Source organism: Ruegeria sp. SAZD013, assembly GCF_059612525.1.
Window position 1 is genome coordinate 108,791 of record NZ_JBXWQT010000024.1, and the last position, 21,789, is coordinate 130,579.

Here is a 21,789-nt window from a genome sequence, read left to right on the forward strand (position 1 = left end):
AACACTCCCTTCGGCACTCTGCCTGTGAAAAAGGAGCTAGCCATGACGGATCACGGTCACAGTCCGCAGGAAATCGCCGACCGGATCAATGCTCCGCCCGGGCGTGGCGTGTTGCGCGACGTTGTGTATGGCGGCATTGACGGTTCCGTCACTACGTTTGCCATTGTCGCCGGTGTCGCGGGGGCGGGTCTTTCCCCGTTTGTCATCGTGGCGCTTGGTCTGGCAAACGTTCTGGCGGACGGGTTTTCCATGGCCGCAGGTAACTATTCGGGCACGAAGGCCGAACTGGACAACATACGGCGCATTCGGGCGATCGAGGAACGCCACATCGCACTCTACCCCGACGGCGAGCGCGAGGAGGTCCGTGAAATTCTGTCACAAAAAGGGTTGTCAGGGGAAATTCTGAACGAAGCCACCGCCGCGATCACGTCGAGCCACGAACATTGGGTCAACCTGATGATCGAGGGTGAATATGGGCTGGGCAGTGTAGACCCGCATCCGATGAAAGCCGCGTTGGCCACGTTTTTCGCGTTCCTTGTGGCCGGGATGATCCCGCTGCTGCCGTTTTTAGCGTCGGTGGAGAACGCTTTTGAGATGTCGATCTGGATGACGTTGGGGGTTTTCTTTGCGATTGGAGCATTCAAAAGCCGGTGGTCGTTGGCGGCTTGGTGGCGATCAGGTATCGAAACGCTGTTGATCGGTGGTTCGGCGGCACTGATCGCGTATCTCGTCGGGTCTCTGTTCCATCCATAAATGTCGCAGCTCGGTAGTCGCGACTGGTCAAAGCTTCCCGGATAGGTAGAGTGGCGCAAAACGGGTGCAAAGGCTAATGGCAGATCACGAGCTTTCTGGAAAGAACGTTTTGGTTCTGGGTGCTTATGGCTTCATCGGCGCCGCCGTCACGCGGTCAGTGTCAGCCGCAGGTGCCACGGTTCAGGGCATGGGGCGCAATCCTGAGCAAGGGGCAAAGGTCCTGCCGGGGGTGTCGCTGAAACAGGGCGATTTGCGAGATCTGTTGCACAAGGAAGACTGGCAGGACCTGCTGGCCAACGTCGATGTCGTGGTGAATTGCGCGGGGGTTTTGCAGGAAAACGCGCAGGACAACCTTGAAGCGGTGCACCATACAGCAATCACAGCCCTTGCAGAGGCCTGCGCTAAAGATGGCATCAGCGTTGTTCAGATCTCGGCAATCGGGGCAGAGCCGGACGCGAGCACGCATTTCCTGCGCAGCAAGGCACGCGGAGATGCCGCTTTACGTGCATCGGGCGTAACACTTTGGATCCTGAAGCCGGGGCTAGTTATCGGGCAAACGGATTATGGGGGAACGGCGTTGCTGCGAATGCTGGCTGCCGTGCCTTTTGTTCAACCGCTGGCTTACCCCGATACACCCGTTCAATGCATCGGGATGCCCGATCTGTGTGACGTCGTGATTGCTGTCGTTGCCGGTCACCTACCGCAGGGTAATTACGATCTGGTCGAGGATATCCCGCATAGTTTGTCGGACGTGGTGCGCTGCACGCGGCAGTGGCTCGGGTTTCCTGCCGCGCGCTTTCATTTGGTCCTGCCGCCTGTCCTGACAAAAGCCGTTGCGTCCATGGCGGACTGTCTGGCCCGGTTGGGTTGGCGGTCTCCGCTGCGCAGCACGGCGATGACGGTCATGGCGGATGGCGTGAATGGCGACCCCGGCCCCTATCGTGCAGCGGCCGGGCGCGGGATTGCCGCCTTGCCTGATGTCTACGCCAAGCGGCCTTTCGCGCGCGAGCATCGGTTGACCGCTCGGATGACGCTGTTGATGCCGTTGATCGTTGCAACACTCAGCCTGTTCTGGTTGCTGTCGGGCCTGTTTGGTTTGGCGGGTTTATCCACGGCTTCTGGCATGCTGGTCGAAGCAGGGTGGTCATCCGCCATGGCGGTGACCAGCGTTGTGTTCTGGTCCCTGATCGACATTGCACTTGGTCTGGCCATCCTGTGGCGCCGATGGGCGGCGCGGGCCTGTGTGGCGCAGTTGACAGTAGCCATATTCTACCTGATTGCCGCTTCGGTCACGATGCCGGAATTGTGGTTGGATCCGCTGGGGCCGCTGGTGAAAATCCTGCCCGCGATGATCCTGTCGCTTGTGGCGTTGCCTTTGTTTGAGAGCCGATGATGGACCCTGAACTGATCTTGCGATGGCTGCATGTCATCGGTGCATGTGTGCTGCTGGGAACAGGGGCAGGGATCGCCTTTTTCATGCTGATGGCGCACCGGACAAACGACCCGCGCGTCATCGCCCATACGGCGGGTATCGTGGTGCTTGCCGATCTTCTGTTCACCACGACCGCCGTCATCCTGCAACCAGTGACCGGAGCTCTGCTTGCCTGGCAGATCGGGTGGCATTTGGGTGAAGGATGGATCGTGTTGTCTCTGGTGCTTTATGTTTTGACGGGCTTGTACTGGTTGCCGGTGGTTTGGGTTCAAATCCGGTTGCGCGACCACGCGCGAACGGCGGCAGAGCGGGGAATGCAACTGCCACCGGAGTATTACCGCTTGTTTCGGTTCTGGTTTGCTTGCGGGGTTCCGGCATTTCTGGCGGTTTTGACCATCCTTTGGCTGATGATCGCCCGTCCGGCGATTTCGGTACTTTAGACTTTGTCACGGCTTTCCTGACTGTTGCTGACAGACAGCACAAGATAGCTTGGCCGAAATTACGGATCGGAGAGACTCGGTTGGAAACGCTGCTTGTTCTTATTGGCCTGGTTGTTCTGGCCATCCCGGTGACCTTGATTGCCCTTCTGGTCGGACATTCCCGATTGCGTCGCCGGGTCGAACAACTGGAAGGGCAGATCAATGCGTTGGTGTCGGGTGATGCACCGGCGTCGCTGCAACCGGAACAGGATGCACCTGCACCGCAACCTGTGGCAGAGGAACAGGTTCACAGCCCGGGGCCGTGGGCCGCGCCAAAGCGACAGGAAGACGAAAGCGCCGAAGATGTAAACACCGACGCCGCTACGCCTGCAATTGTATTTCGCCATGACAGGTTTGCTGCGCTGGGCACGTGGCTGCGTGAGAACTGGTTTTACGCGGTCTCGGCCCTGTCGCTGGCATTGGCCGGAATTTTCCTCGTGCAATATGGCGTTGAGAATGGATTGTTACCTCCGACGGCCCGCGTTTTCGCCGCGCTTGGTTTCGGCTCGGCTTTGATTGTCGGGGGCGAGGTTCTGCGCCGCAGGTTCGGGGATGACGAAGCGGTGGCCACTGCCTATTTGCCATCGGTCTTTTCCGGGGCCGGCCTCGTCACCTTGTTTGGGGCAATCCTGTCTGCGCGGCAGCTCTATGGCTTGATCGGGGCCGAGACGGCATTGGCAGGGATGGTCGTTGTCGCGCTTGTTGGTCTTGTTCTGGGGTGGTTCCACGGCACGCTGTTGGCTGCGGTTGGACTGATCGGAGCTTTTGCTGCACCCTTTCTGGTTGGAGGCGCATCTGACGATCCCTCGTGGCTCTATGCCTATTTTCTTTTGGTTGCCGTTTTGGGGCTGGGTATCGACACGGTGCGGCGCTGGGCATGGATTTCTGTTCTGACGTTGGTCGGCGTTTATGCGGCAAACCTGCTTTTGATAAGTGGCGCACCGAATACGGAACCGGGGTATCTGGTTGCGACAACAGTGCTGGCGCTTCTGGCAACGGCCATTCCGGTGCGGCGCGTTTGTCCGAATCATGCAGGGCGTATGATGTCTCAGGTAATCCGCACCCCCGGAACCCGCCCGTGGCCCGAGTTTCCAACTCGGCTCGCAGCCGGAGCGATTGCGGCCAGCACTGCAATCCTGTCCTGGCATTGGGCAGACTCTGCGGCTGAATTCTGGTTGGGTGTCTGCCTGCTGTCCGCCCTACTTCTGGCGCTGCTTTTGTGGGCCAAGGATGCGCCAGCCCTTCAGGATTTGACCGTGCTACCTGCAACGGGCCTTGTGTTTTTTGTTGCCTCTCACGGGCTGGAATACGGCGCGGTTCTGCGCAGCTTCGCCGACACCTATGCCGAGACGCCCGAGGCCGACTTTCCGATGGTGGCCACCGTGCTGGTTTTTTGGGGCGCGTTCATGTCGATTTTGATGTCGTGGCGGTCATTCAGGGCAAACCAGTTTCGCGCAATCTGGGCCGGGGGCGCTGTAATTTTTGCACCAGCGCTGGCCATCGCTTTGGAAATGGGCTGGCATCCCGCCACGGTTATCGGTGCGTACGCCTGGGCCCTACACGCGATTGTCCTGGCAGTTCTGATGGTGTTTCTGGCCGGGCGTTTTGGTCGCGCCGACGGCGATGACCGGATGCGGGCTGCTCTGGCCACGTTGTCGGCGCTGTCCTGTCTGGTCTTTGCCTGCGTCATCGTGCTCAGCTCGGCCGCGCTGACGATTGCGCTGGTGGCAAGCGTCGTCGCAGCAGCAGCCTTGGATCGCAGATTCACCTTGCCGCAGATGAGTTGGTTTATCTGGGCCGGTGTCTTCGCCGTCACCGTGCGCTTGGTGCTTGACCCGGGTCTGGACTGGGCCAACGCGGCCCCGGTGTCCGAAATGGCGATGGTTTATGGCGCGGCCACATTGGGTTTCGTGGCTGGTTGGTGGCTGTTGCGTCCCTTGCAGCGGCCGGTTGCAGCACTGCTGCTGGAAAGCGCGGCATGGGCGACGGGCGGCATTCTGCTGTCCCTGTTGCTACTGCGGTGGCTTGAAGGTTTCGGTGAAGGCGGGGCCGACAACAGCCATTGGGGTCTGGGCCTGCTGGCGGTCATCTGGCTGCTGCTGGCCTTTGCTCAGGTTCAGAGGTTTGGGCTGGGCGGCAAGCTGAATTATGCCCGGTACGCGTTGGCGGCGTTCTTTGCCGGTCATGGCTTGTTCCGTCTGACCTTGGCGTTGACCGAACAAAACCCGTTGTTGAACCCCAACGCCGACCCGGTGCTTGGCCCACCGTTTCTGAACACCCTTGTCCTTGCTTATCTGGTGCCTGCACTGACCATTGGATTCTCGGCCTGGCGGATCAGGGACATGCCAAAGCAGATCAGGCTGGCAAGCTACGCCATTGCGGGCGCGTTGATTGCCGTGTGGTTTGGGTTGACCATCCGCCATGTCTGGCAGGGAGCAGCAGGCATGTTTGAAGGCAACGGCGTCACGCAGCCCGAGCTTTATACATATACCCTTGTTCTGCTGCTGGTCGGGGCGGTGCTGTTCTACCAATCTCTGGCACGTGGTTCGGATGCGATGCGCAAGGCGGGGCTGGTGGTGATCGGGCTGGCGGTGGCCAAGGTCTTCCTGATCGATATTGCCGGTCTGGGTGGGTTGATCCGGGTGTTCTCACTGCTGGCGCTGGGGCTTGGGCTCGCTGGTCTGGCATGGCTGAATCGCTGGGCCAAGCTGCGCCATTCGCCGCATGGGCCGGAACCTCTGGACCATTGAAGGCAGGCGTCTTATAAGCGCGGCCATGTATGACCGGACGGCCATCATTATTCGAATTATATCCCCGGCGCTCTGACCCTCTGAGACGCCGGGCAAAGGTGTTTGAGAACTCGCACCGACCGCTTCGATCCAAGTACGACCAGATCATCCAAAGGACGCTCAAAATGTGCGCCGACACGATTCAAACGCCTGACTATAAAGACACGCTGAACCTGCCAAAAACCGATTTTCCCATGCGTGCGGGCCTGCCCGCACGCGAACCCGCATGGTTGGAGCGGTGGGAGACCATCGGTGTCTATGACCGCTTGCGCGAGAAAACGGGCCGCAAACCCTTTACTCTGCACGACGGCCCCCCCTATGCGAACGGCCACCTGCATATCGGCCACGCGCTGAACAAGACGATCAAGGACATGATCGTGCGCTCCCATCAGATGATGGGCTTTGACGCGCGTTACGTGCCCGGTTGGGACTGCCACGGCCTGCCGATCGAATGGAAGATCGAAGAACAGTACCGCAAGAAGGGCAAGAACAAGGACGAGGTGAACATCGTCGACTTCCGTCAGGAATGCCGCAAGTTCGCCGAAGGCTGGATCGACATCCAGCGGGAAGAGTTCAAACGTCTGGGCATCACCGGCAACTGGCCTGATCCCTACATCACCATGGACTTCCATGCCGAAGCGGTGATCGCCGATGAGTTCATGAAGTTCCTGATGAACGGCACGCTTTATCAGGGCTCGAAACCCGTGATGTGGTCGCCCATCGAGAAGACCGCGCTGGCCGAAGCCGAGGTCGAGTATCACGACAAGGAAAGCTTCACCATCTGGGTGAAGTTCAAGGTCGATAGCTACATGGCAATGGACCCCGGCGGCCCAGCCGTTGGCGATGAGCCTGTTCCTCTGCCGGACAAAACTCCTTACGAAGAGTTGCTGGGTGCATACGTTGTAATTTGGACGACAACACCTTGGACGATGCCGTCTAATAAAGCAGTCGTTTTTGGAGAAGATATTTCCTACGGCCTCTACGAAGTCACCGGGACACCGGAGGAATGCTGGGCTTCGGTCGGCGACAAATTTTTGTTGGCCGACAATCTGGCCGCTGATGTTCTGGGTCGCGCCCGTCTGAACGACGACCAGTGGAAGCGTGTTCGTGGTGTGACAACGCACGAATTGTCAGGTCTGCAACTGACCCACCCGCTGGCCGGTGCCGAAGGTGGCAATGGCGAATGGGACGATATCCGCGACTTCCGTGCCGCCGACTTCGTGACCGATACCGAAGGCACCGGTTTCGTTCATTGCGCGCCGTCCCACGGGATGGAGGAATTCGAACTCTATCGCGATCTGGGCATGTTGGAGCAGGTCATCACCTACAATGTGATGGATGATGGTTCGTTCCGTGCCGATCTGCCGTTCTTTGGTGGCAAGTTCATCCTGTCGCGCAAGGGCGGTGAGGGTGACGCGAACAAAGCCGTCATCGACAAGCTGGCCGAGGTCGGCGGGCTGCTGGCGCGTGGCAAGATCAAGCACAGCTATCCGCATTCGTGGCGCTCGAAAGCGCCGATCATCTATCGCAACACGCCGCAGTGGTTTGCATCCGTTGACCGCAAGCTGGACGACGGCATGGGTGAGATGGGGGACAGCATCCGCGAACGTGCGCTGCGCTCGATCGACGAGTTGGTGAAGTGGACGCCGCAGACGGGGCGTAACCGCCTCTATTCGATGATCGAAGCGCGTCCGGACTGGGTTCTGTCGCGCCAACGCGCCTGGGGCGTACCGCTGACCTGCTTCACCAAGAAAGGTGCCTTGCCCACCGACGCGGATTACCTGCTGCGCAACGCAGACCTGAACGCGCGCATCAAGGCGGCGTTTGAGAAAGACGGCGCGGATATCTGGTACACCGACGGGTTCAAAGAGAAAATTCTCGACGGCATCGCCAACCCCGATGACTACGATCAGGTGTTTGACGTGCTGGATGTGTGGTTCGATTCTGGTTCGACTCACGCCTTTGTTTTGCGCGACCGCGAAGATGGGACCGAGGACGGCATCGCCGATGTCTATATGGAAGGCACCGACCAGCACCGTGGTTGGTTCCATTCGTCCATGCTGCAGGCCTGCGGCACCAAAGGCCGTGCGCCTTACCGCAACGTTGTGACTCATGGATTCACGCTGGACGCCAAGGGCAACAAGATGTCCAAATCGCTGGGCAACACGATTGTGCCGGAAGAGGTCGTCAAGCAATACGGCGCCGATATCCTGCGCCTTTGGGTGGCTCAGACCGACTACACGGCCGATCAGCGTATCGGGCCGGAGATCCTGAAAGGCACCGCCGACAGCTATCGCCGTCTTCGCAACACTATGCGGTTCATGCTGGGCTCGCTGGCGGATTTCACCGAGGCCGACCGCGTTGCGCCCGAAGATATGCCGCGTCTGGAACGCTGGGTGCTCAGCCGGCTGGCCGATCTGGATGAGCAGGTTCGCAAAGGTTATGCGTCTTTCGATTTCCAGGGCGTATTCAGCGCGGTCTTTACCTTTGCCACGGTGGACCTGTCGTCCTTCTACTTCGACGTTCGCAAGGATGCACTTTATTGTGACGGCGACACGCCGCGCCGTCGTGCCGCGCGGACGGTCTTGGATATCCTGTTCCATCGCCTGACCACGTGGCTTGCACCGGTTCTGGTTTTCACCATGGAAGAGGTCTGGTTGGAGCGCTTTCCGGGCGAAGATAGCTCGGTCCATTTGGTCGACTTCCCGGAAACGCCTGCGGATTGGCGTTTTGCCGAACTGGAAGAGGCTGTTGCCAAAGTGCGCCGTGTACGCCGTGCAGTGACGGCCGCGCTTGAGATCCAGCGTCAGGACAAGGTGATCGGCTCCAGCCTCGAAGCAGCTCCGATTGTGCATGTTGAGGACAGTGAAACCCTTGATCTGCTGGTGACCTTTGACGTGGACGATTTGTGCATCACGTCAGGCCTGACTGTGACTGGCGACCCGGCCCCGGCCGAAGCGTTCCGCGTACCCGAAATCGAAGGCGTTGCCGTCGTGTTCGAGAAGGCCGAAGGCGAGAAGTGTCAGCGCTGTTGGAAAATCCTTCCTGACGTGGGCCGCCACGCCCACGCCGGAGTTTGCCGACGCTGCGATGAAGCGCTAAGCTGATGGAAACCGCCCTCTCGATCTTCCGAGGGGGCGTTTTTCGTTTCACGTCTGCACGGACTGCGGTGTCGGATTAAACAGGTCAAAGCCAATGGCTGGGTCCTTCAGGGCCTTCCAGACCTGATAATCCGTGAAATATCCAGTGTGCCCACCAGGATCGACCGGGATGTTGCGATTTACGGATATCAGCCCGCCTTCAATCTCGGTCCCTACAAAGTCATCCTGCCGGAAGATGTTGAACCATGCGGCGTTCAGGTTTTTGGGAACAACTGTGAACATCTCCGGAAAATAGCGCTGATAGATATGGGTCACAGGACAGCCCATCGTGATCAGCGTCAGGGTGCGCCCGTCAATCAGCTTTTGCACGCGTGGATCAGCCAGCATCTGTGTAGCAATCACGGTGCCTTGTGAATGTGAGATCACCGTGATGTGGTCCGCGGCAAAGATATCCACCACGTAATGCAGCGCACGGTAAAACCGTTCATCAATCGCCTTGCGATCCGGATAATTGCGCAGCCTGGTTTTAAGGTCCGCTTTCAGAAAGCACTTGTCGCGAATGGCATAGGTGACGATGTCTCTTGCCACGCCCAGCCCTGCCGCGACAAAATCGGAAAAGCGGTACATCAATGCTGTTGCACCCAGGACGATCAGGCCAATCTCGCCCTGTTTGCTTGCCAGCTTGTTCAAAACCAGGCCAATCACGTTGCAATTGTCCGTTCCGATCTGGCACAGGGGATCGACGTGCTGGCTCATCGCGATCTCTCGGATTGCGACCAGGGCCAGCGTGATTGCACCGAACAAAAAGACCCATTGTGCAAAACGATTGAGGATGGCGCGGCTGATCAGCCCGTCGCGGACATGCAGGTTTGCCTTCAGCCTTCTGCGACCGGCAAACAGGCCAACACCGACAAACACAAGAAGGACAATTGCCGCAAAGGCAACGCTGAGCGTTTCGATGGAGTCACTGAGGAAATTGTCAAACAGACCGGTCAGTTTTCCATCCGAAAGCCCCGGAACCGTGTCGAGCATTTCCCGCAGCATAAGCCACAACCCGGATATAAAGAACATCCAGAACACCAACATCCCAGCACATACGCTGGGATACAGCCGTCTGTGTTCTTTCAGATTGTCTGCCTGAACCTTTTCATCAAGCCTGGTCGCAGAAAGCACGTACAAAATGATTGTCATGAAGATCAGCGAAGCCCAGAAAAACGCCAGCAGGTAGACCTGAAAAGCTACAAACTGCTCCAGCGCCGAAGGGCAGGCTGGGCTGCCCGGCAAGGGTGTGCAGGCCCGGATTTCCAGACCAAGCGGACCTATGATCAGGCAGATCAGCAGCAAGAACCCCATCCCGAAAATGCCGCGCCAGAATACGCGTCTTAGATAAGTCGGGGCTTTAAAGCTGCGCCTTAGTCCGTATGCGGCCCCTCCTGCGTAAAGCGTGAACAAGAGCCAGAACAGCAGGAACGTGCTTTGAAAGAAGATCCCGGGAACGCGATCGACCATCACGGCGAGCGCTCCGATCAGAAGATAGGCATTCAGGGTCGCGACTGCACCGAAGAAAACCCAGGTAAAAAGGTGAACCAGCCGCGCGGCCAAAGTGTTCCTGCCGTTGGCTTGGTCCGAGGCCACATCCGCTCGGCTATGCGTTTGTTCGGCATTGTCCATCGCCAGATAACCCAGTGCGAGAACAACCCAGATCAGGTCCAACGCTGTCTTAATGACACCTTTCGGGGCGGGTGAGCGATCTGCCCAGAAAACCTCGGCAAACATAGCTTCATCCTGCGGAGCAGACGGTTTTGTCACCTTGCGCAGGTTGACCGGGAACAATGTCGCGCTTCGGGGGGTGCCGTCGAAGGTTGTCTCGGCCAGCTCGATCATCCCGCGCTGAACCTCAATCGGCGGTTCGGGATTTCCATCCAGCCAGGTTGTCGCGGCCCCGACAACCTGATCGACGGTCTCACCGGGTATTTGTTCGCCAATTCCATGAACCGTCAGGATCAAATGACGACCCATCTCATGCTCCAAAACTCTTTTTGACAATGCAAGTAGGCTAACATGATTGCCGAAATTCACAAAATCCGCGCGTCGCGCAGCCCCCATGGCTTCCCCACTTGAACTTGGAGGATTGATCTGAAACCGTCATCCCATGGCGATGATTGCAGTTGAAACTCAGTTCGGAAGACTCGGGATCGAGGAAACCGATGGTGCCCTCACGCGGCTGGTCTGGGACGGCGAGGACGAGGGCGAGCCGACCGCTCTGCTGCGCGAGGCGGCGGCGCAGTTGATGGCCTATGACGCTGGTCGGCTTGACCGCTTCGATCTGCCCTACCGCATTCATGGATCGCAGTTTCAAAGGCAGGTCTGTGATCTCATGTATGCCATTCCCCTTGGGGAAACGCGCACCTACGGGGATATCGCCAAGGCGTTGGGGCAACCGGCGCAACCGGTCGGTCAGGCCTGCGGGGCAAACCCGATCCCCGTTATTATTCCCTGCCACCGAGTGCTGGCCGCCAATGGGCTGGGCGGGTTTTCCGGGTGCGGCGGGATCGAGACAAAGGTTGCACTGCTGCGGCATGAACGGGCGGCGGGTCTTTTGATCTGAGCCTCGAAATTCGGTTGCAATCCGGTCCGGGGAAGCACAACTTATGTCAGTTGCTGAATTTGAAGGATCGCATTGAATGAGCACTGAAAATGATCGCGCAGCCCAGAAGAAGGCCATTATCGACCGGTTGATGTCGCTTGAGGCGGAGGAGCTTGCAACGGCGCAGGCCCATTACGATGCGTTTCTGAAGGATGCCCGACTGGACGACCGGGAAGGCCACGACAAGGATGACATAGCCGCATCGCGCGAAAATGCCGATCTGGCGGCTGCGTTTGACGCGCCTGTCCATGCGCATCATGCCAAGATCGATGTGATCGAGAATACCGATTTTGGGCTGACAGATACAGTCAAGCCGGGATCGGTGATCAGGTTCAACAACCGCAGCTTTGTCGTCTGTGTTTCGACGACCCGGTTTGAGGTGGGTGGAGATACATATATGGGGATTTCGACGCAAAGCCCGATCTATCTGGCCATGGCCGGTCTGCGCGCGGGTGACGTCTTTACCCATAACGGTACTGAATTTGAGGTTCAGGACGTTCTTTGAACCGGGTCCGGCAGCGCTCGTGTCAGGTACGGCGCTGCGGAATGACCTGTTGTGCGATACCCGCAAATGTCAGGTACAGGCTGGCGATGACCAGACCCCAGTGTGCCCAGCTTTCGGGATGAAAATCGACCCACGCGGCCCAGCCCGCAAAGAACGTCCATGCAAGGGCGACCGGCAAGGTCACACTGCGCCAGCGTTCGGTGCGCACGGGGTGAACGAACTTCAAAGGTAGAAACATCGCAAGCGACAGCAGTGTGACCAGCAGCAGGATGATCCAGAAATTGGGTTCAAGCGCGAAGATCACGACAACGAACATGTTCCAGCATCCGGGAAAGCCGGAAAAGGAATTGTCCTTGGTTTTCATGCGAGTGTCCGCGAAATACATCGCGCTGGCGAAGGTGATGACAATGATTGCGAACCAGCCGGTCCACCCATCCATCAATCCGGATTTGAACAGCGCAAAGGCTGGAATGAACACATAGGTCAGATAATCGATGATCAGATCCAGCAAGACGCCGTCAAACTCGGGCGCGTTCTTTTTGACGTGATAGTGCCGCGCCAGCGGACCGTCGATGCCATCAACAACGAAAGATACAACCAGCCAAAGGTACATTAGGCTCCATTTCTCTTCCACGGCGGCCAGCATGGCCAGCATTGCGAAAACAGCACCTGTGGCAGTGAAGAGATGTACGGCAAGAGCTTTGAATCTGAGTGTCATGTTAGGGTCATGACCGATGCACGCCAGAGATGCAAACCAAAAGCCCGAGGTTTCTGTTCGATGTATCGGTCACGCCTTGGGGTGCGCACGGTTGTAGACCTCCATAAGCCGCGCGGTATCCACTGCGGTATAGGTCTGTGTGGTTGACAATGAGGCGTGCCCCAACAGTTCCTGTATGGCCCGCAGATCTCCTCCGGCGGACAGCAGATGGGTGGCAAAGCTGTGCCGCATGGCATGAGGTGTGGCGGTTGATGGCAGCCCCAGTTGCATCCGTGCCTTAGCCATGACGCCCTGAATTGCGCGCGGGTTCAGAGGGCCGCCACGGACGCCCCGGAACAGGGCTGCGTTCTTCGCTTGCGGGTGGGGACAAAGCTGAAGATACCGGTCAACCGCATCTCGGGCGGCTGGAAGAACCGGAACGATCCGTTCCTTGTCGCCCTTCCCGACAATGCGCAGTGTCTCGGGCAAGGGCGCGTCTGCACCGGTCAGAGACAAGGCCTCGGATATCCGCAGGCCGCATCCATAGAGAAGCGTGACAACCGCAACATCACGGGCCGCGACCCAGTCGGACACAGATTGCAGCTCGACCGTGTCAATCATGGCGCGCGCGGCGTCTTCGGCCAGAGGGCGGGGCAGTTTCTTGGTGAATTTGGGCGCGCGGGTCGACAGAACGGCGGTGGGTTCAAATCCCTCTCGCTCGGCCAGCCAACGATAGAAGCTTTTGACGGCGGACAGTTTGCGCGCAAGGGATCGCGCGCCGATATCCCCGCTGCGCTGATCTGCCATCCAGGCGCGCATGTCCGAGACGGTGATCCGTTCCAGCGCCTTCAACCCTTGTCGTTCCCCGTGATGAAGGGTCATGAAAGACAAAAACTCGGTGACATCGCCGCGATAGGCGGTCTGGGTGTTCTGGGACCGCCCCGCCAGCGCGCCCAGAGTGTCCAGCCAGTGCTGGAGCGCGTCGCGGCAAGCGGGTGAGATCAGGTTCACGACAGCCAGTGGCGCATCGAGCGTTCGAATACGCCGGAAAAGAAGGTGAGAAGATCGGTGCCGAGTTGCGGTGTGAAATGCCGCGGATCACGGGCCCCCATGACGATCATGCCCGGCAGGCGACCCGGACCGAGGTCCAGCTTCAGGCAGGCTTCCGAGCGCAACTGATCCGCCAGTGCGCCGAAAACACGTCGGTTCGGCTGATGAGTTTCGCGCAAGGTCACGTCGCGGACAGGGCCGCCGCGACCATTGGTCAGGTATTGGTTGATGAAGCCGGGCTCTGCGATCGTCAGAACGCCTCCAAGCCTGTCGACGGCAGGATCGTTCTGAACCACGGTGGTTTCCAGAACCAGCGTGATATGGTCAACCCGCAGGATATTTGCGACATCGGCGCCAAGGGCACGCAGGAAATCCTCGAATTCGACGGGTTCCAGCAAGCGCAAAATCGCGCGGTGTACCTGATTGGTGCCTGCAAGGTTTTCATAGGCCGCAGCGATGACCGAGCGGTGGGTATCTTCCAACCGGTCCAGCCGCGCCTCGAGCCGCTGCATGGCAATGCCGCGCAGATCGATCACATTATCACCCCGGGCGCGTTCGTTCGCGGCCACAAGGGCTTGCATCAGGTCCTTGTCGTCCAGAACGACGTCGGGCTCGGCCAGAATTGCCGCGCGGAGATTATCCTCGAGTTTGGGATTGCTGCTCATGTCCTGTCCGGTCTTTTTTTGTTGGGCGGCTTATAGCATGCCGAACCGGATTTGCCTTGGGAAAAATGCACGCAAGAGTGGATTTCCCCGGATGCTGTGGCGGATAGGCTCCCGCCTGCCACGCCTGATCGCAGATCAGGCTTTGGGCCGTTGGGCCGGGCACGGCGCCTGATAGCGCCGCGCGGTTGCACACCAGATCAGAGGATTTTCTGACCGGTTTTGGCCCAGTCTGCCAGAAATGTTTCCAGACCTTTGTCAGTCAGCGGGTGATCGGCCAGTTTCTTGATCACGGCTGGCGGCGCGGTGATGACGTCGGCACCAATGCGGGCACTTTCAGTAACGTGGTTCACGGTGCGGATTGAAGCGGCCAGAATTTCGGTTTCGAATCCGTAATTGTCATAGACCTGACGGATGTCGGCGATCAGATCCATGCCATCCAGGTTGATATCGTCCAGACGACCGATGAAGGGCGAGATGAAGGTCGCACCCGCTTTTGCAGCCAGAATCGCCTGATTGGTCGAAAAGCACAGGGTGACGTTGACCATCTGTCCTTCATCGCTGAGCGTCTTGCAGGTTTTCAGACCGGCCCATGTCAGCGGAACCTTCACTGCGATATTCGGGGCAATCTTGGCCAGCTTGCGGCCTTCGGCGATCATGTCGTCAGCTTCGGTCGCGACAACCTCGGCGGAAACGGGACCGTCGACCAGATCGCAGATCTCTTTGGTCACTTCCAGAATGTCGCGGCCCGATTTCAGGATCAGCGAGGGGTTGGTGGTCACGCCGTCCACCATGCCCAGATCGTTCAGTTCAGCGATGGCGTCAATCTCTGCAGTGTCTACGAAGAATTTCATGAGGGCAGTCCTTTGATGGGTTGGCCTTGGTCGCGGATGGCTTTACCTCAAAGAGAGCCATGCTGGAACCCCCTGCAAAGGATATGCTGTGAGCGCTAACGGATTTTTCGACGAGGGAGAGCTGATTGCGGTGCTGACAACGCAACCGCTTGACCGGACGTTGGATTACAAAGCGCCCGAAGGAGGGTGCTTTCTGGGTGCGTTTGTCGAGGTGCCACTTGGTCCGCGCAAGGTGTTGGGCGTGGTCTGGGGGCCGGGGCAGGGCGGTTTCGATCTGAACAAGGCGCGATCGGTGATCCGTGTGCTGGAAGTTGCACCGATGCGCGAGGAAATGCGGGCATTCCTCGGCAAGGTTGCCGACTATACTCTGACACCGATGCCCGCGATGCTGCGGCTGGCGACCCGCGCGCCGGGGCTGGGCGACCCGCCGTCCATGCGCAAGATCTATCGTTTGGGAGCCACCCTGCCAGACCGGATGACCGACGCCAGAACCCGTGTACTTGACGTGTTGCGCGACTATGGCGGGTTGGCATTCACGTTAAAGGAACTGGCGGAACAGGCAGGGGTAACTTCGTCCGTTGTCAAAGGCTTGGTCAAGCAAGGCGCGGTTCGTGAAGAAGACAGCCCGCGCGACCTGCCGTATCCGCATCTTGATCCCGATTTACCGGGAAAGGACCTGACCGAAGATCAGGCAAGTGCGGTTGCGCAGCTTCGCGCCGGGCAACGGGCGGGGAATTACGGCACGACGCTGCTGAAAGGCGTGACGGGTTCCGGCAAGACCGAAGTCTATCTGGAGGCCGTGGCCGAAGCGCTGCGCATGGGGCGGCAGGCGCTTGTCCTTTTGCCTGAAATTGCGCTGACCGCAGAATTCCTGACACGGGTTGAAGCGCGGTTTGGCGCGCGCCCTGCCGAGTGGCATTCGGGCGCGACCATGACTGAACGCAGGCGGGTCTGGCGGATGGTCGGGCAGGGGGAAGCTCAACTGGTTGTTGGCGCGCGGTCAGCCCTGTTTCTGCCATTTCGCGATCTGGGGCTGGTCGTGGTGGATGAGGAACACGACACCTCGTACAAGCAGGAAGACGGGGTGCATTACAGCGCGCGTGACATGGCGGTCTTGCGGTCGGCCATCTGCGGCGCGCGGGTGATTCTGGCCAGCGCAACCCCATCGCTGGAAAGCTGGGCAAATGCTGAGACAGGTAAATATGATCGGATCGACCTGACTTCGCGTTTCGGGGCGGCAGTGTTGCCCGAGATGAAGCCCATCGACATGCGGGCCGAACAGATGCAGGCCGGAACGTGGATATCTCCGACTTTGCGGCAAGCGGTGCAGCAGCGGATCGAGAAAGGCGAGCAGTCGCTTTTGTTCATCAATCGTCGGGGATATGCTCCTGTAACCCTGTGCCGCGCCTGCGGGGAACAGATCGCTTGTGACCATTGCGACGCGCGCATGGTCGAACACAGATTCCTGAAGCGCCTGATGTGCCACCAATGCGGCGAGACCAAGCCGATGCCCGAGATCTGTCCTTCCTGCGGGGTCGAGGGCAAGCTGGCTCCGGTGGGGCCGGGCATTGAGCGTTTGGCCGAAGAGGCCGAGGTGACCTTCCCCGAGGCCAAAATTGCCATGCTAAGTTCTGATCTTTTCGGCTCAGCCCGCGCACTAAAGGCCAAGATCGAAGAGATTGCGGCCGGGGATGCCGATATCGTTGTCGGAACGCAGCTGGTGGCCAAGGGGCACAACTTTCCCAAGCTGACATTGGTGGGGGTGATCGACGCGGATCTAAGTCTGCATGGCGCAGACCTGAGGGCTGCCGAGCGAACATTTCAGTTGATGCGGCAGGTTGCGGGGCGTGCCGGTCGGGCTGAAAAACCGGGGCAGGCGCTGTTACAGACTTTTCAGCCGGAACATCCGGTGATCCGGGCGATTCTGTCGGGGGACGAAGAGGGCTTTTGGAAGGCCGAGGCCGCCGGTCGGCAAGCGGCCGGTGTGCCACCCTATGGACGTATGGCAGGGATTGTTCTGTCAGGGCCAGAGGTCGGCCCGGTCTTTGACATCGGCAATGCCATGGCGCGCAACGACGGTCCATTGCGCCAGATCGGTGCACAGGTGTTTGGCCCCGCCCCGGCGCCGATTGCCCGTATTCGCGGACGTCACCGTGTCCGCCTGTTGGTCAAGGCACCCAAGGGCGCACCAATCCAGGATGCTATCGCCCGTTGGATTGCCCCGTTACGCCTGAAAGGCGATATCCGCCTGACCGTCGATATCGATCCACAAAGCTTTTACTGACGGTGACGTCTGCATTAACGCAGGGCCATTGTGCGCCGGTCGCTTCCCCCTCGCCAAAGTTGGGAAATGGGCGTAGAGGATTCTCATGCTGAAACCTATGCCCCTTGCCGAGGCGCAGAGCCTTCCGTTCTGGCGTCGTCCTGTCACGCTTCTGTTCGTGATGGCCTTGACCATGCCCATCGCGTTTAATGCGTGGAGCGCGCTGTTGAACAACTTCGTCATTGAGGCAGCGAATTTCGACGGGGCCGATATCGGCCTGCTACACACGGTGCGCGAGATTCCGGGCTTTCTGGCGGTCGGCGTGATTGCCGTCATCATTTTCATTCGCGAGCAGGTGCTGGCCATGATCTCGCTGATGATGCTTGGGGTCGCAACGGCTTTTACGGCCTGGTTCCCAAGCCTTGGCGGATTGCTGTTCGTGACCTTGTTCAGTTCAATCGGGTTTCATTACTATGAGACTGTAAACCAGTCGCTTCAGTTGCAATGGCTTCCCAAGGATCGCGCGCCGCAGATATTGGGATGGCTGGTCGCAATGGGCTCGGCTGCAACGATGGTGGTTTACGGGCTGATCGTTCTGACCTGGGAGCGGTTCGATCTGTCCTATAACTTTGTCTTCATGGCTGCTGGCGGTGCAACAGCTTTGCTAGCCCTGTTTTGCCTGTTCGCCTTCCCGCAATTCGATGCCCCCACACCGCAAACCAAGAAACTGATCCTGCGCCGTCGATACTGGCTATATTACGCGCTGCAATTCATGGCCGGTGCGCGGCGACAGATCTTTGTCGTCTTTGCCGGGTTCATGATGGTCGAGAAGTTCGGCTTTGAAGTGCATGAGCTGACCAGCCTGTATCTGATCAACCTGATGATCAACATGATGGTTGCTCCGTTGCTGGGTAAAGCGGTGGCCAAGTTTGGCGAACGGCGCACGTTGATCTTTGAATACACCGGTCTGGCGATCGTGTTCGCAGCCTATGGTGGCATCTACTGGTTTGGCTGGGGCGTGCTGTTGGCGGCGACGCTCTATGTCATCGACCATGTGCTGTTTGCGCTGGCGCTGGCGCTGAAAACCTATTTCCAGAAAATCGCCGATCCGGCGGATATTGCGCCAACTGCCGCAGTCGCGTTCACGATCAACCATATCGCTGCTGTTTTCCTGCCCGCGTTGCTGGGTTTGCTCTGGGTCATGTCGCCAGGCGCCGTATTTGGCCTAGCGGCGGCGATGGCGGTCGTTTCTCTGCTGCTGTCCCTGCTGGTTCCACGCCACCCGGAACCGGGCAATGAGACCGTCCTGAGCAAATACGCGCCAGCCCCGGCGGAATAGGTCGCAAGCTTGACGTTGGCGGCGCACCGTCCTACGCGCAGTGCCAACTGAAACAGGAGTTCCCCATGCCCACATTCACTGCGCTGACCACGCTGACAGGTAAGAAAGCCGCCGAAGGTCTGGGCGAAGCGATGGAGCGGCTGGTGCCCGAACCAACTGGCGTCGGTGTGTTCGAGGTCGAAGATGGCTCGGGCCTGTGGGAAGTGGGTGGATATTTCACCGAAGCCCCTGACGAGGCCGCACTGGCCGTTCTGGCAGTTGCCTTTGAAGCCAAACCTTTTGTTGTGTCGGAATTGCCTGAAACCGATTGGGTGGCCCATGTGCGGCGCGAGCTTGCCCCGGTTGAGGCGGGCCGCTTTTTTGTCTATGGCAGCCACGATGCCGACAATCTGCCCGACGGTCGCATTCCACTGCTGATCGAGGCGGCAATGGCCTTTGGCACCGGGCATCACGGTACCACGCTGGGATGTCTGAAAGCTCTGGACCGGTTGTTGGATGAAGGGTTCAGTGCCTCGAAAGTAGCGGATATCGGTTGCGGCACGGCCGTACTGGCCATGGCGGCAGCCCGGGTATGGGATGGTGATTTCATTGCCAGCGATATCGACGAAGTGGCCGTTGAAGTGGCCGAAGCCAACCTGAAGGCAAACGGTATGTCCGGCGCGGTTCGGTGTGTTGAAGCCGCAGGTTTCGATCATCCCGACCTCAAGGCGCACGCGCCATACGATCTAATCTTTGCCAATATTCTCAAAGGGCCTCTGGTGGCCTTGTCACCCGAAATGGCAGCGAATCTCCGCCCAGGTGGGCATGCGATCCTGTCGGGAATCCTTAACGAACAGGCCGATGACTTGGTTTCCGTTTATTCACAAAACGGGTTCGATCAGACCTATAGGGCCGAGATTGGTGAGTGGACGACCCTAATTTTAACCAAACAGGGCGCGAATTAGGCCATTTGCAGGAGTTTTATAGGTTTTTGCCACGTTTTTGTCGCAATCTCTTTTTACCGTTTTCTGAATGAAGTCGAGGGGGGCGGTTTTTGGAGGCTGCCATGACGGGTAAACAACTGGAGTTCAATCAGCGCGTAAATCGCCTGAACAAGAAACACCAAAAGATGAGCCGTGGCTATCGTGCGACGATGCGCAAGGATGGCCTGGTTGTGATGAGGCCGCAGCGGGTGAGCTCGGCGGTGCCAGCAAAGGTGCTGTTGCTTACGCTTGTGGGTTTTTTCGCTTTCAAAGCATTTCTTTTGTCCCACCTTAGTCCCACCGGCTATCAATATCGAATCGACAGCCTGAACGAAGGCACACCAGTCGAAAAAGCCGGTGCCTGGGTGATGCAAATCGATCCTGTGTCGCAAGCCCTCGCCACTCAGCTGAACAAAGTTTTCTACTAATCCGCTCCCTCGGATTAAAAAACACCGCGTACCCTTAAGGTGCGCGGTGTTTTTGTGTGCCCCTCAAGGGAGGAGGAAGGGGCATATAAGTGTTGGGGTCGGTTCTTAGCGGCGACCTTCGGCAATGATGTCGATGTCACCACGGCACAGGCCGATATCATCCAGTTCGCGGTCGGTCAGACCGGTCAGCGCGTTGCGGGTTACGCGGGCGTCATTCCATTCAACTGCGGCGTTAACGGCCGATACGAAAAATGCGCCGATACGGCCAACAAGGCCGAACGAGCCAGTGGTAGCGACGCGGGTTGTGTCCAGTGCAGCCATATCCTGTTTCCTTCTGGTTAGTGTTCACATTGCATTTCTGCGATCTGCGGGGCATCTAGTGCCGCCATTTCGTTCGCACAAGTTCAGTTTTTGCATGTGTCCTATGCGTTTTCTGCAAGGCTTCACGAAGTTGTAATCCCCTTAAACAATTGGTGAAAAAGCCTTTGAGAAAGTGTCGAATTCAGACTTCACTGGGTCGCAAAACGCGCCCGAAGTCGCGCCTGAAACACGCGTGTCGTTTTCAGCCCTGGGGTCAATTCGCTTGGAAAATGTTCACGCTTCGTGCTAGGCGTTGAAAAAAGATCACACAACCCGAGCAGGCCGAGGCAAAACATGCGAATTCTGGGCATCGATCCGGGGCTTAGAACCCTGGGATGGGGCGTCATCGAATCAAATGGCAGCCGCCTGAGCCATGTGGCCAATGGATTATGCAAATCGGATGGCGACGATCTGGGCGAGCGGTTGCTGTCGCTGCACAATCAGATTGTCGAAGTGATTGCGGATCACAGGCCCGATCAGGCTGCTATCGAACAGACATTCGTGAACAAGGACGGGGCCGGAACCCTCAAGCTTGGGCAGGCGCGTGGCGTGGCGTTGCTGACGCTGGCACAGGCCGGTCTGCCGGTGGGGGAATATGCACCCAATCGGGTCAAAAAGACCGTGGTGGGCGTGGGTCATGCCGAGAAAGAGCAGGTTATGCACATGGTCAAACTGCAATTGCCGGGCTGTTTTCCGAAAGGGGCCGACGCGGCGGATGCACTGGCGATTGCAATCTGCCACGCCTATTACGGAAAGACGCAACAGGCGCGTGTGAAAGAGGTGCGGGCATGATCGGAAAACTGACAGGGCGGCTGGATTATCGTGCGGCAGATCATGTGCTGATCGATGTCCGGGGCGTCGGCTATCTTGTCTATTGTTCCGACCGGACCTTGGCGGCATTGCCGGGGGTGGGCGAGGCGGTCTCGATCTACACTGACATGGTTGTCCGCGAAGACCTGATGCAGCTTTACGGGTTTCTGTCGCTTGTCGAGAAAGAGTGGCATCGCCTGCTGTGCTCGGTCCAGGGGGTCGGCGCGAAGGTGTCGCTGGCGATCCTGAGTGCATTGGGACCCGACGGTGTCAGCCGCGCAATTGCCCTGGGGGACTGGGGTGCGGTAAAGGCGGCCAAGGGGGTCGGGCCAAAAACAGCCCAGCGGATCGTGTTGGACCTCAAGGACAAGGCGCCGGGTGTGATGGCCATGGGTGGCACGATTACTCAGGCGCTGGACGGCCCGGAACTTGAGGTTGTTGAGCCGAATGATTCTACGCCCGCACCTAGACGTGTATCGAAACCGCCATCAGGTGCTGCGGCCGCGTCTGCCGGGGCGTTGTCGGCGCTGGCCAATCTTGGATATGGGCCGTCCGACGCGGCGGGCGCTGTGGCTGAAGCGGCTGCAAGCCAGCCGGATGCGGACGAGGCTGATCTGATCCGCGCGGCCCTCAGGCTGCTGGCTCCGAAAGGGTAAGT

The 21,789-nt window shown here is 58.7% G+C and carries 19 protein-coding genes; 13 read left to right on the forward strand and 6 right to left on the reverse strand.

The genetic code is table 11. The features are described from left to right. Positions 1 to 42 precede the first annotated feature (42 nt). The 5 genes from AC2FLU_RS13350 (at position 43) to ileS (ending at position 8,560) form a co-directional block, all read left to right on the forward strand. Positions 43 to 753, forward strand: coding sequence for a VIT1/CCC1 transporter family protein (locus AC2FLU_RS13350; RefSeq protein WP_480494812.1), 711 nt, complete (start codon positions 43 to 45; stop codon positions 751 to 753). Positions 754 to 829: 76 nt separating this feature from the next. Next, positions 830 to 2,146, forward strand: a complete 1,317-nt coding sequence (locus AC2FLU_RS13355) for an SDR family oxidoreductase (protein ID WP_496808830.1) — start codon at positions 830 to 832, stop codon at positions 2,144 to 2,146. Next, entirely contained in the window at positions 2,146 to 2,625 is a 480-nt protein-coding gene (locus AC2FLU_RS13360) for a DUF2269 family protein (RefSeq protein WP_496808856.1), read from the forward strand. Before AC2FLU_RS13355 ends, AC2FLU_RS13360 begins: the two co-directional genes overlap by 1 nt. 80 nt (positions 2,626 to 2,705) lie before the next feature. Continuing rightward, complete coding sequence (locus tag AC2FLU_RS13365) at positions 2,706 to 5,414, forward strand: DUF2339 domain-containing protein (protein WP_496812008.1); 2,709 nt, start codon at positions 2,706 to 2,708, stop codon at positions 5,412 to 5,414. A 164-nt stretch (positions 5,415 to 5,578) separates the two neighbouring features. Then, positions 5,579 to 8,560 (forward strand): isoleucine--tRNA ligase, encoded by a 2,982-nt coding sequence (gene ileS, locus AC2FLU_RS13370; protein WP_496812009.1) that lies wholly within the window; start codon positions 5,579 to 5,581, stop codon positions 8,558 to 8,560. Positions 8,561 to 8,602: 42 nt separating this feature from the next. Here ileS and AC2FLU_RS13375 read toward each other — a convergent pair whose 3' ends face one another. Then, positions 8,603 to 10,573 (reverse strand): hypothetical protein, encoded by a 1,971-nt coding sequence (locus tag AC2FLU_RS13375; RefSeq protein ID WP_496715082.1) that lies wholly within the window; start codon positions 10,571 to 10,573, stop codon positions 8,603 to 8,605. Positions 10,574 to 10,706: 133 nt separating this feature from the next. On the opposite strand from AC2FLU_RS13375, the gene AC2FLU_RS13380 reads away from it, so the two are divergent. Then, the gene (locus AC2FLU_RS13380; protein ID WP_480473747.1) at positions 10,707 to 11,162 is read left to right on the forward strand and encodes a methylated-DNA--[protein]-cysteine S-methyltransferase; all 456 of its coding nucleotides are present in this window, start codon (positions 10,707 to 10,709) and stop codon (positions 11,160 to 11,162) included. Positions 11,163 to 11,238: 76 nt separating this feature from the next. Further along, positions 11,239 to 11,706 carry a hypothetical protein gene (locus tag AC2FLU_RS13385; RefSeq protein WP_480494804.1) on the forward strand — a complete coding sequence of 156 codons (468 nt, stop codon included), beginning with the start codon at positions 11,239 to 11,241 and terminating at the stop codon, positions 11,704 to 11,706. 22 nt (positions 11,707 to 11,728) lie between these two features. Here the strand turns inward: AC2FLU_RS13385 and AC2FLU_RS13390 are convergent, their stop codons facing one another. The 4 genes from AC2FLU_RS13390 to fsa all read right to left on the reverse strand — a co-directional run bounded on the left by AC2FLU_RS13390 (position 11,729) and on the right by fsa (position 14,969). Beyond that, positions 11,729 to 12,424, reverse strand: coding sequence for a CDP-alcohol phosphatidyltransferase family protein (locus AC2FLU_RS13390; RefSeq protein ID WP_480518798.1), 696 nt, complete (start codon positions 12,422 to 12,424; stop codon positions 11,729 to 11,731). 69 nt (positions 12,425 to 12,493) lie between these two features. After that, positions 12,494 to 13,414, reverse strand: coding sequence for a tyrosine recombinase XerC (locus AC2FLU_RS13395; RefSeq protein ID WP_496812010.1), 921 nt, complete (start codon positions 13,412 to 13,414; stop codon positions 12,494 to 12,496). Beyond that, on the reverse strand, positions 13,411 to 14,118 hold the full coding sequence (locus AC2FLU_RS13400; protein WP_480605022.1) for a DUF484 family protein: 708 nt from the start codon (positions 14,116 to 14,118) through the stop codon (positions 13,411 to 13,413). Before AC2FLU_RS13400 ends, AC2FLU_RS13395 begins: the two co-directional genes overlap by 4 nt. Before the next feature lie 197 nt (positions 14,119 to 14,315). Then, positions 14,316 to 14,969, reverse strand: a complete 654-nt coding sequence (gene fsa / locus AC2FLU_RS13405) for a fructose-6-phosphate aldolase (RefSeq protein ID WP_209505487.1) — start codon at positions 14,967 to 14,969, stop codon at positions 14,316 to 14,318. Between the two features lie 88 nt (positions 14,970 to 15,057). Here fsa and AC2FLU_RS13410 point away from each other — a divergent pair, with 88 nt between their 5' ends. The 4 genes from AC2FLU_RS13410 to AC2FLU_RS13425 all read left to right on the forward strand — a co-directional run bounded on the left by AC2FLU_RS13410 (position 15,058) and on the right by AC2FLU_RS13425 (position 19,961). After that, positions 15,058 to 17,253 carry a primosomal protein N' gene (locus AC2FLU_RS13410; protein WP_480554493.1) on the forward strand — a complete coding sequence of 732 codons (2,196 nt, stop codon included), beginning with the start codon at positions 15,058 to 15,060 and terminating at the stop codon, positions 17,251 to 17,253. A gap of 85 nt (positions 17,254 to 17,338) precedes the next feature. Further along, positions 17,339 to 18,571 carry an MFS transporter gene (locus AC2FLU_RS13415; protein ID WP_480473741.1) on the forward strand — a complete coding sequence of 411 codons (1,233 nt, stop codon included), beginning with the start codon at positions 17,339 to 17,341 and terminating at the stop codon, positions 18,569 to 18,571. A gap of 65 nt (positions 18,572 to 18,636) precedes the next feature. Beyond that, complete coding sequence (locus tag AC2FLU_RS13420; protein ID WP_480554492.1) at positions 18,637 to 19,515, forward strand: 50S ribosomal protein L11 methyltransferase; 879 nt, start codon at positions 18,637 to 18,639, stop codon at positions 19,513 to 19,515. A 101-nt stretch (positions 19,516 to 19,616) separates the two neighbouring features. After that, positions 19,617 to 19,961 carry a hypothetical protein gene (locus AC2FLU_RS13425; RefSeq protein WP_480518806.1) on the forward strand — a complete coding sequence of 115 codons (345 nt, stop codon included), beginning with the start codon at positions 19,617 to 19,619 and terminating at the stop codon, positions 19,959 to 19,961. 105 nt (positions 19,962 to 20,066) lie between these two features. On the opposite strand, the gene AC2FLU_RS13430 is transcribed toward AC2FLU_RS13425, so the two are convergent. Beyond that, on the reverse strand, positions 20,067 to 20,282 hold the full coding sequence (locus tag AC2FLU_RS13430; RefSeq protein ID WP_480483975.1) for a DUF1127 domain-containing protein: 216 nt from the start codon (positions 20,280 to 20,282) through the stop codon (positions 20,067 to 20,069). Positions 20,283 to 20,615: 333 nt separating this feature from the next. Here AC2FLU_RS13430 and ruvC point away from each other — a divergent pair, with 333 nt between their 5' ends. After that, positions 20,616 to 21,113, forward strand: a complete 498-nt coding sequence (ruvC, locus tag AC2FLU_RS13435) for a crossover junction endodeoxyribonuclease RuvC (protein ID WP_480483974.1) — start codon at positions 20,616 to 20,618, stop codon at positions 21,111 to 21,113. After that, complete coding sequence (gene ruvA / locus AC2FLU_RS13440) at positions 21,110 to 21,787, forward strand: Holliday junction branch migration protein RuvA (RefSeq protein ID WP_480483973.1); 678 nt, start codon at positions 21,110 to 21,112, stop codon at positions 21,785 to 21,787. Before ruvC ends, ruvA begins: the two co-directional genes overlap by 4 nt. Positions 21,788 to 21,789 lie beyond the last annotated feature (2 nt).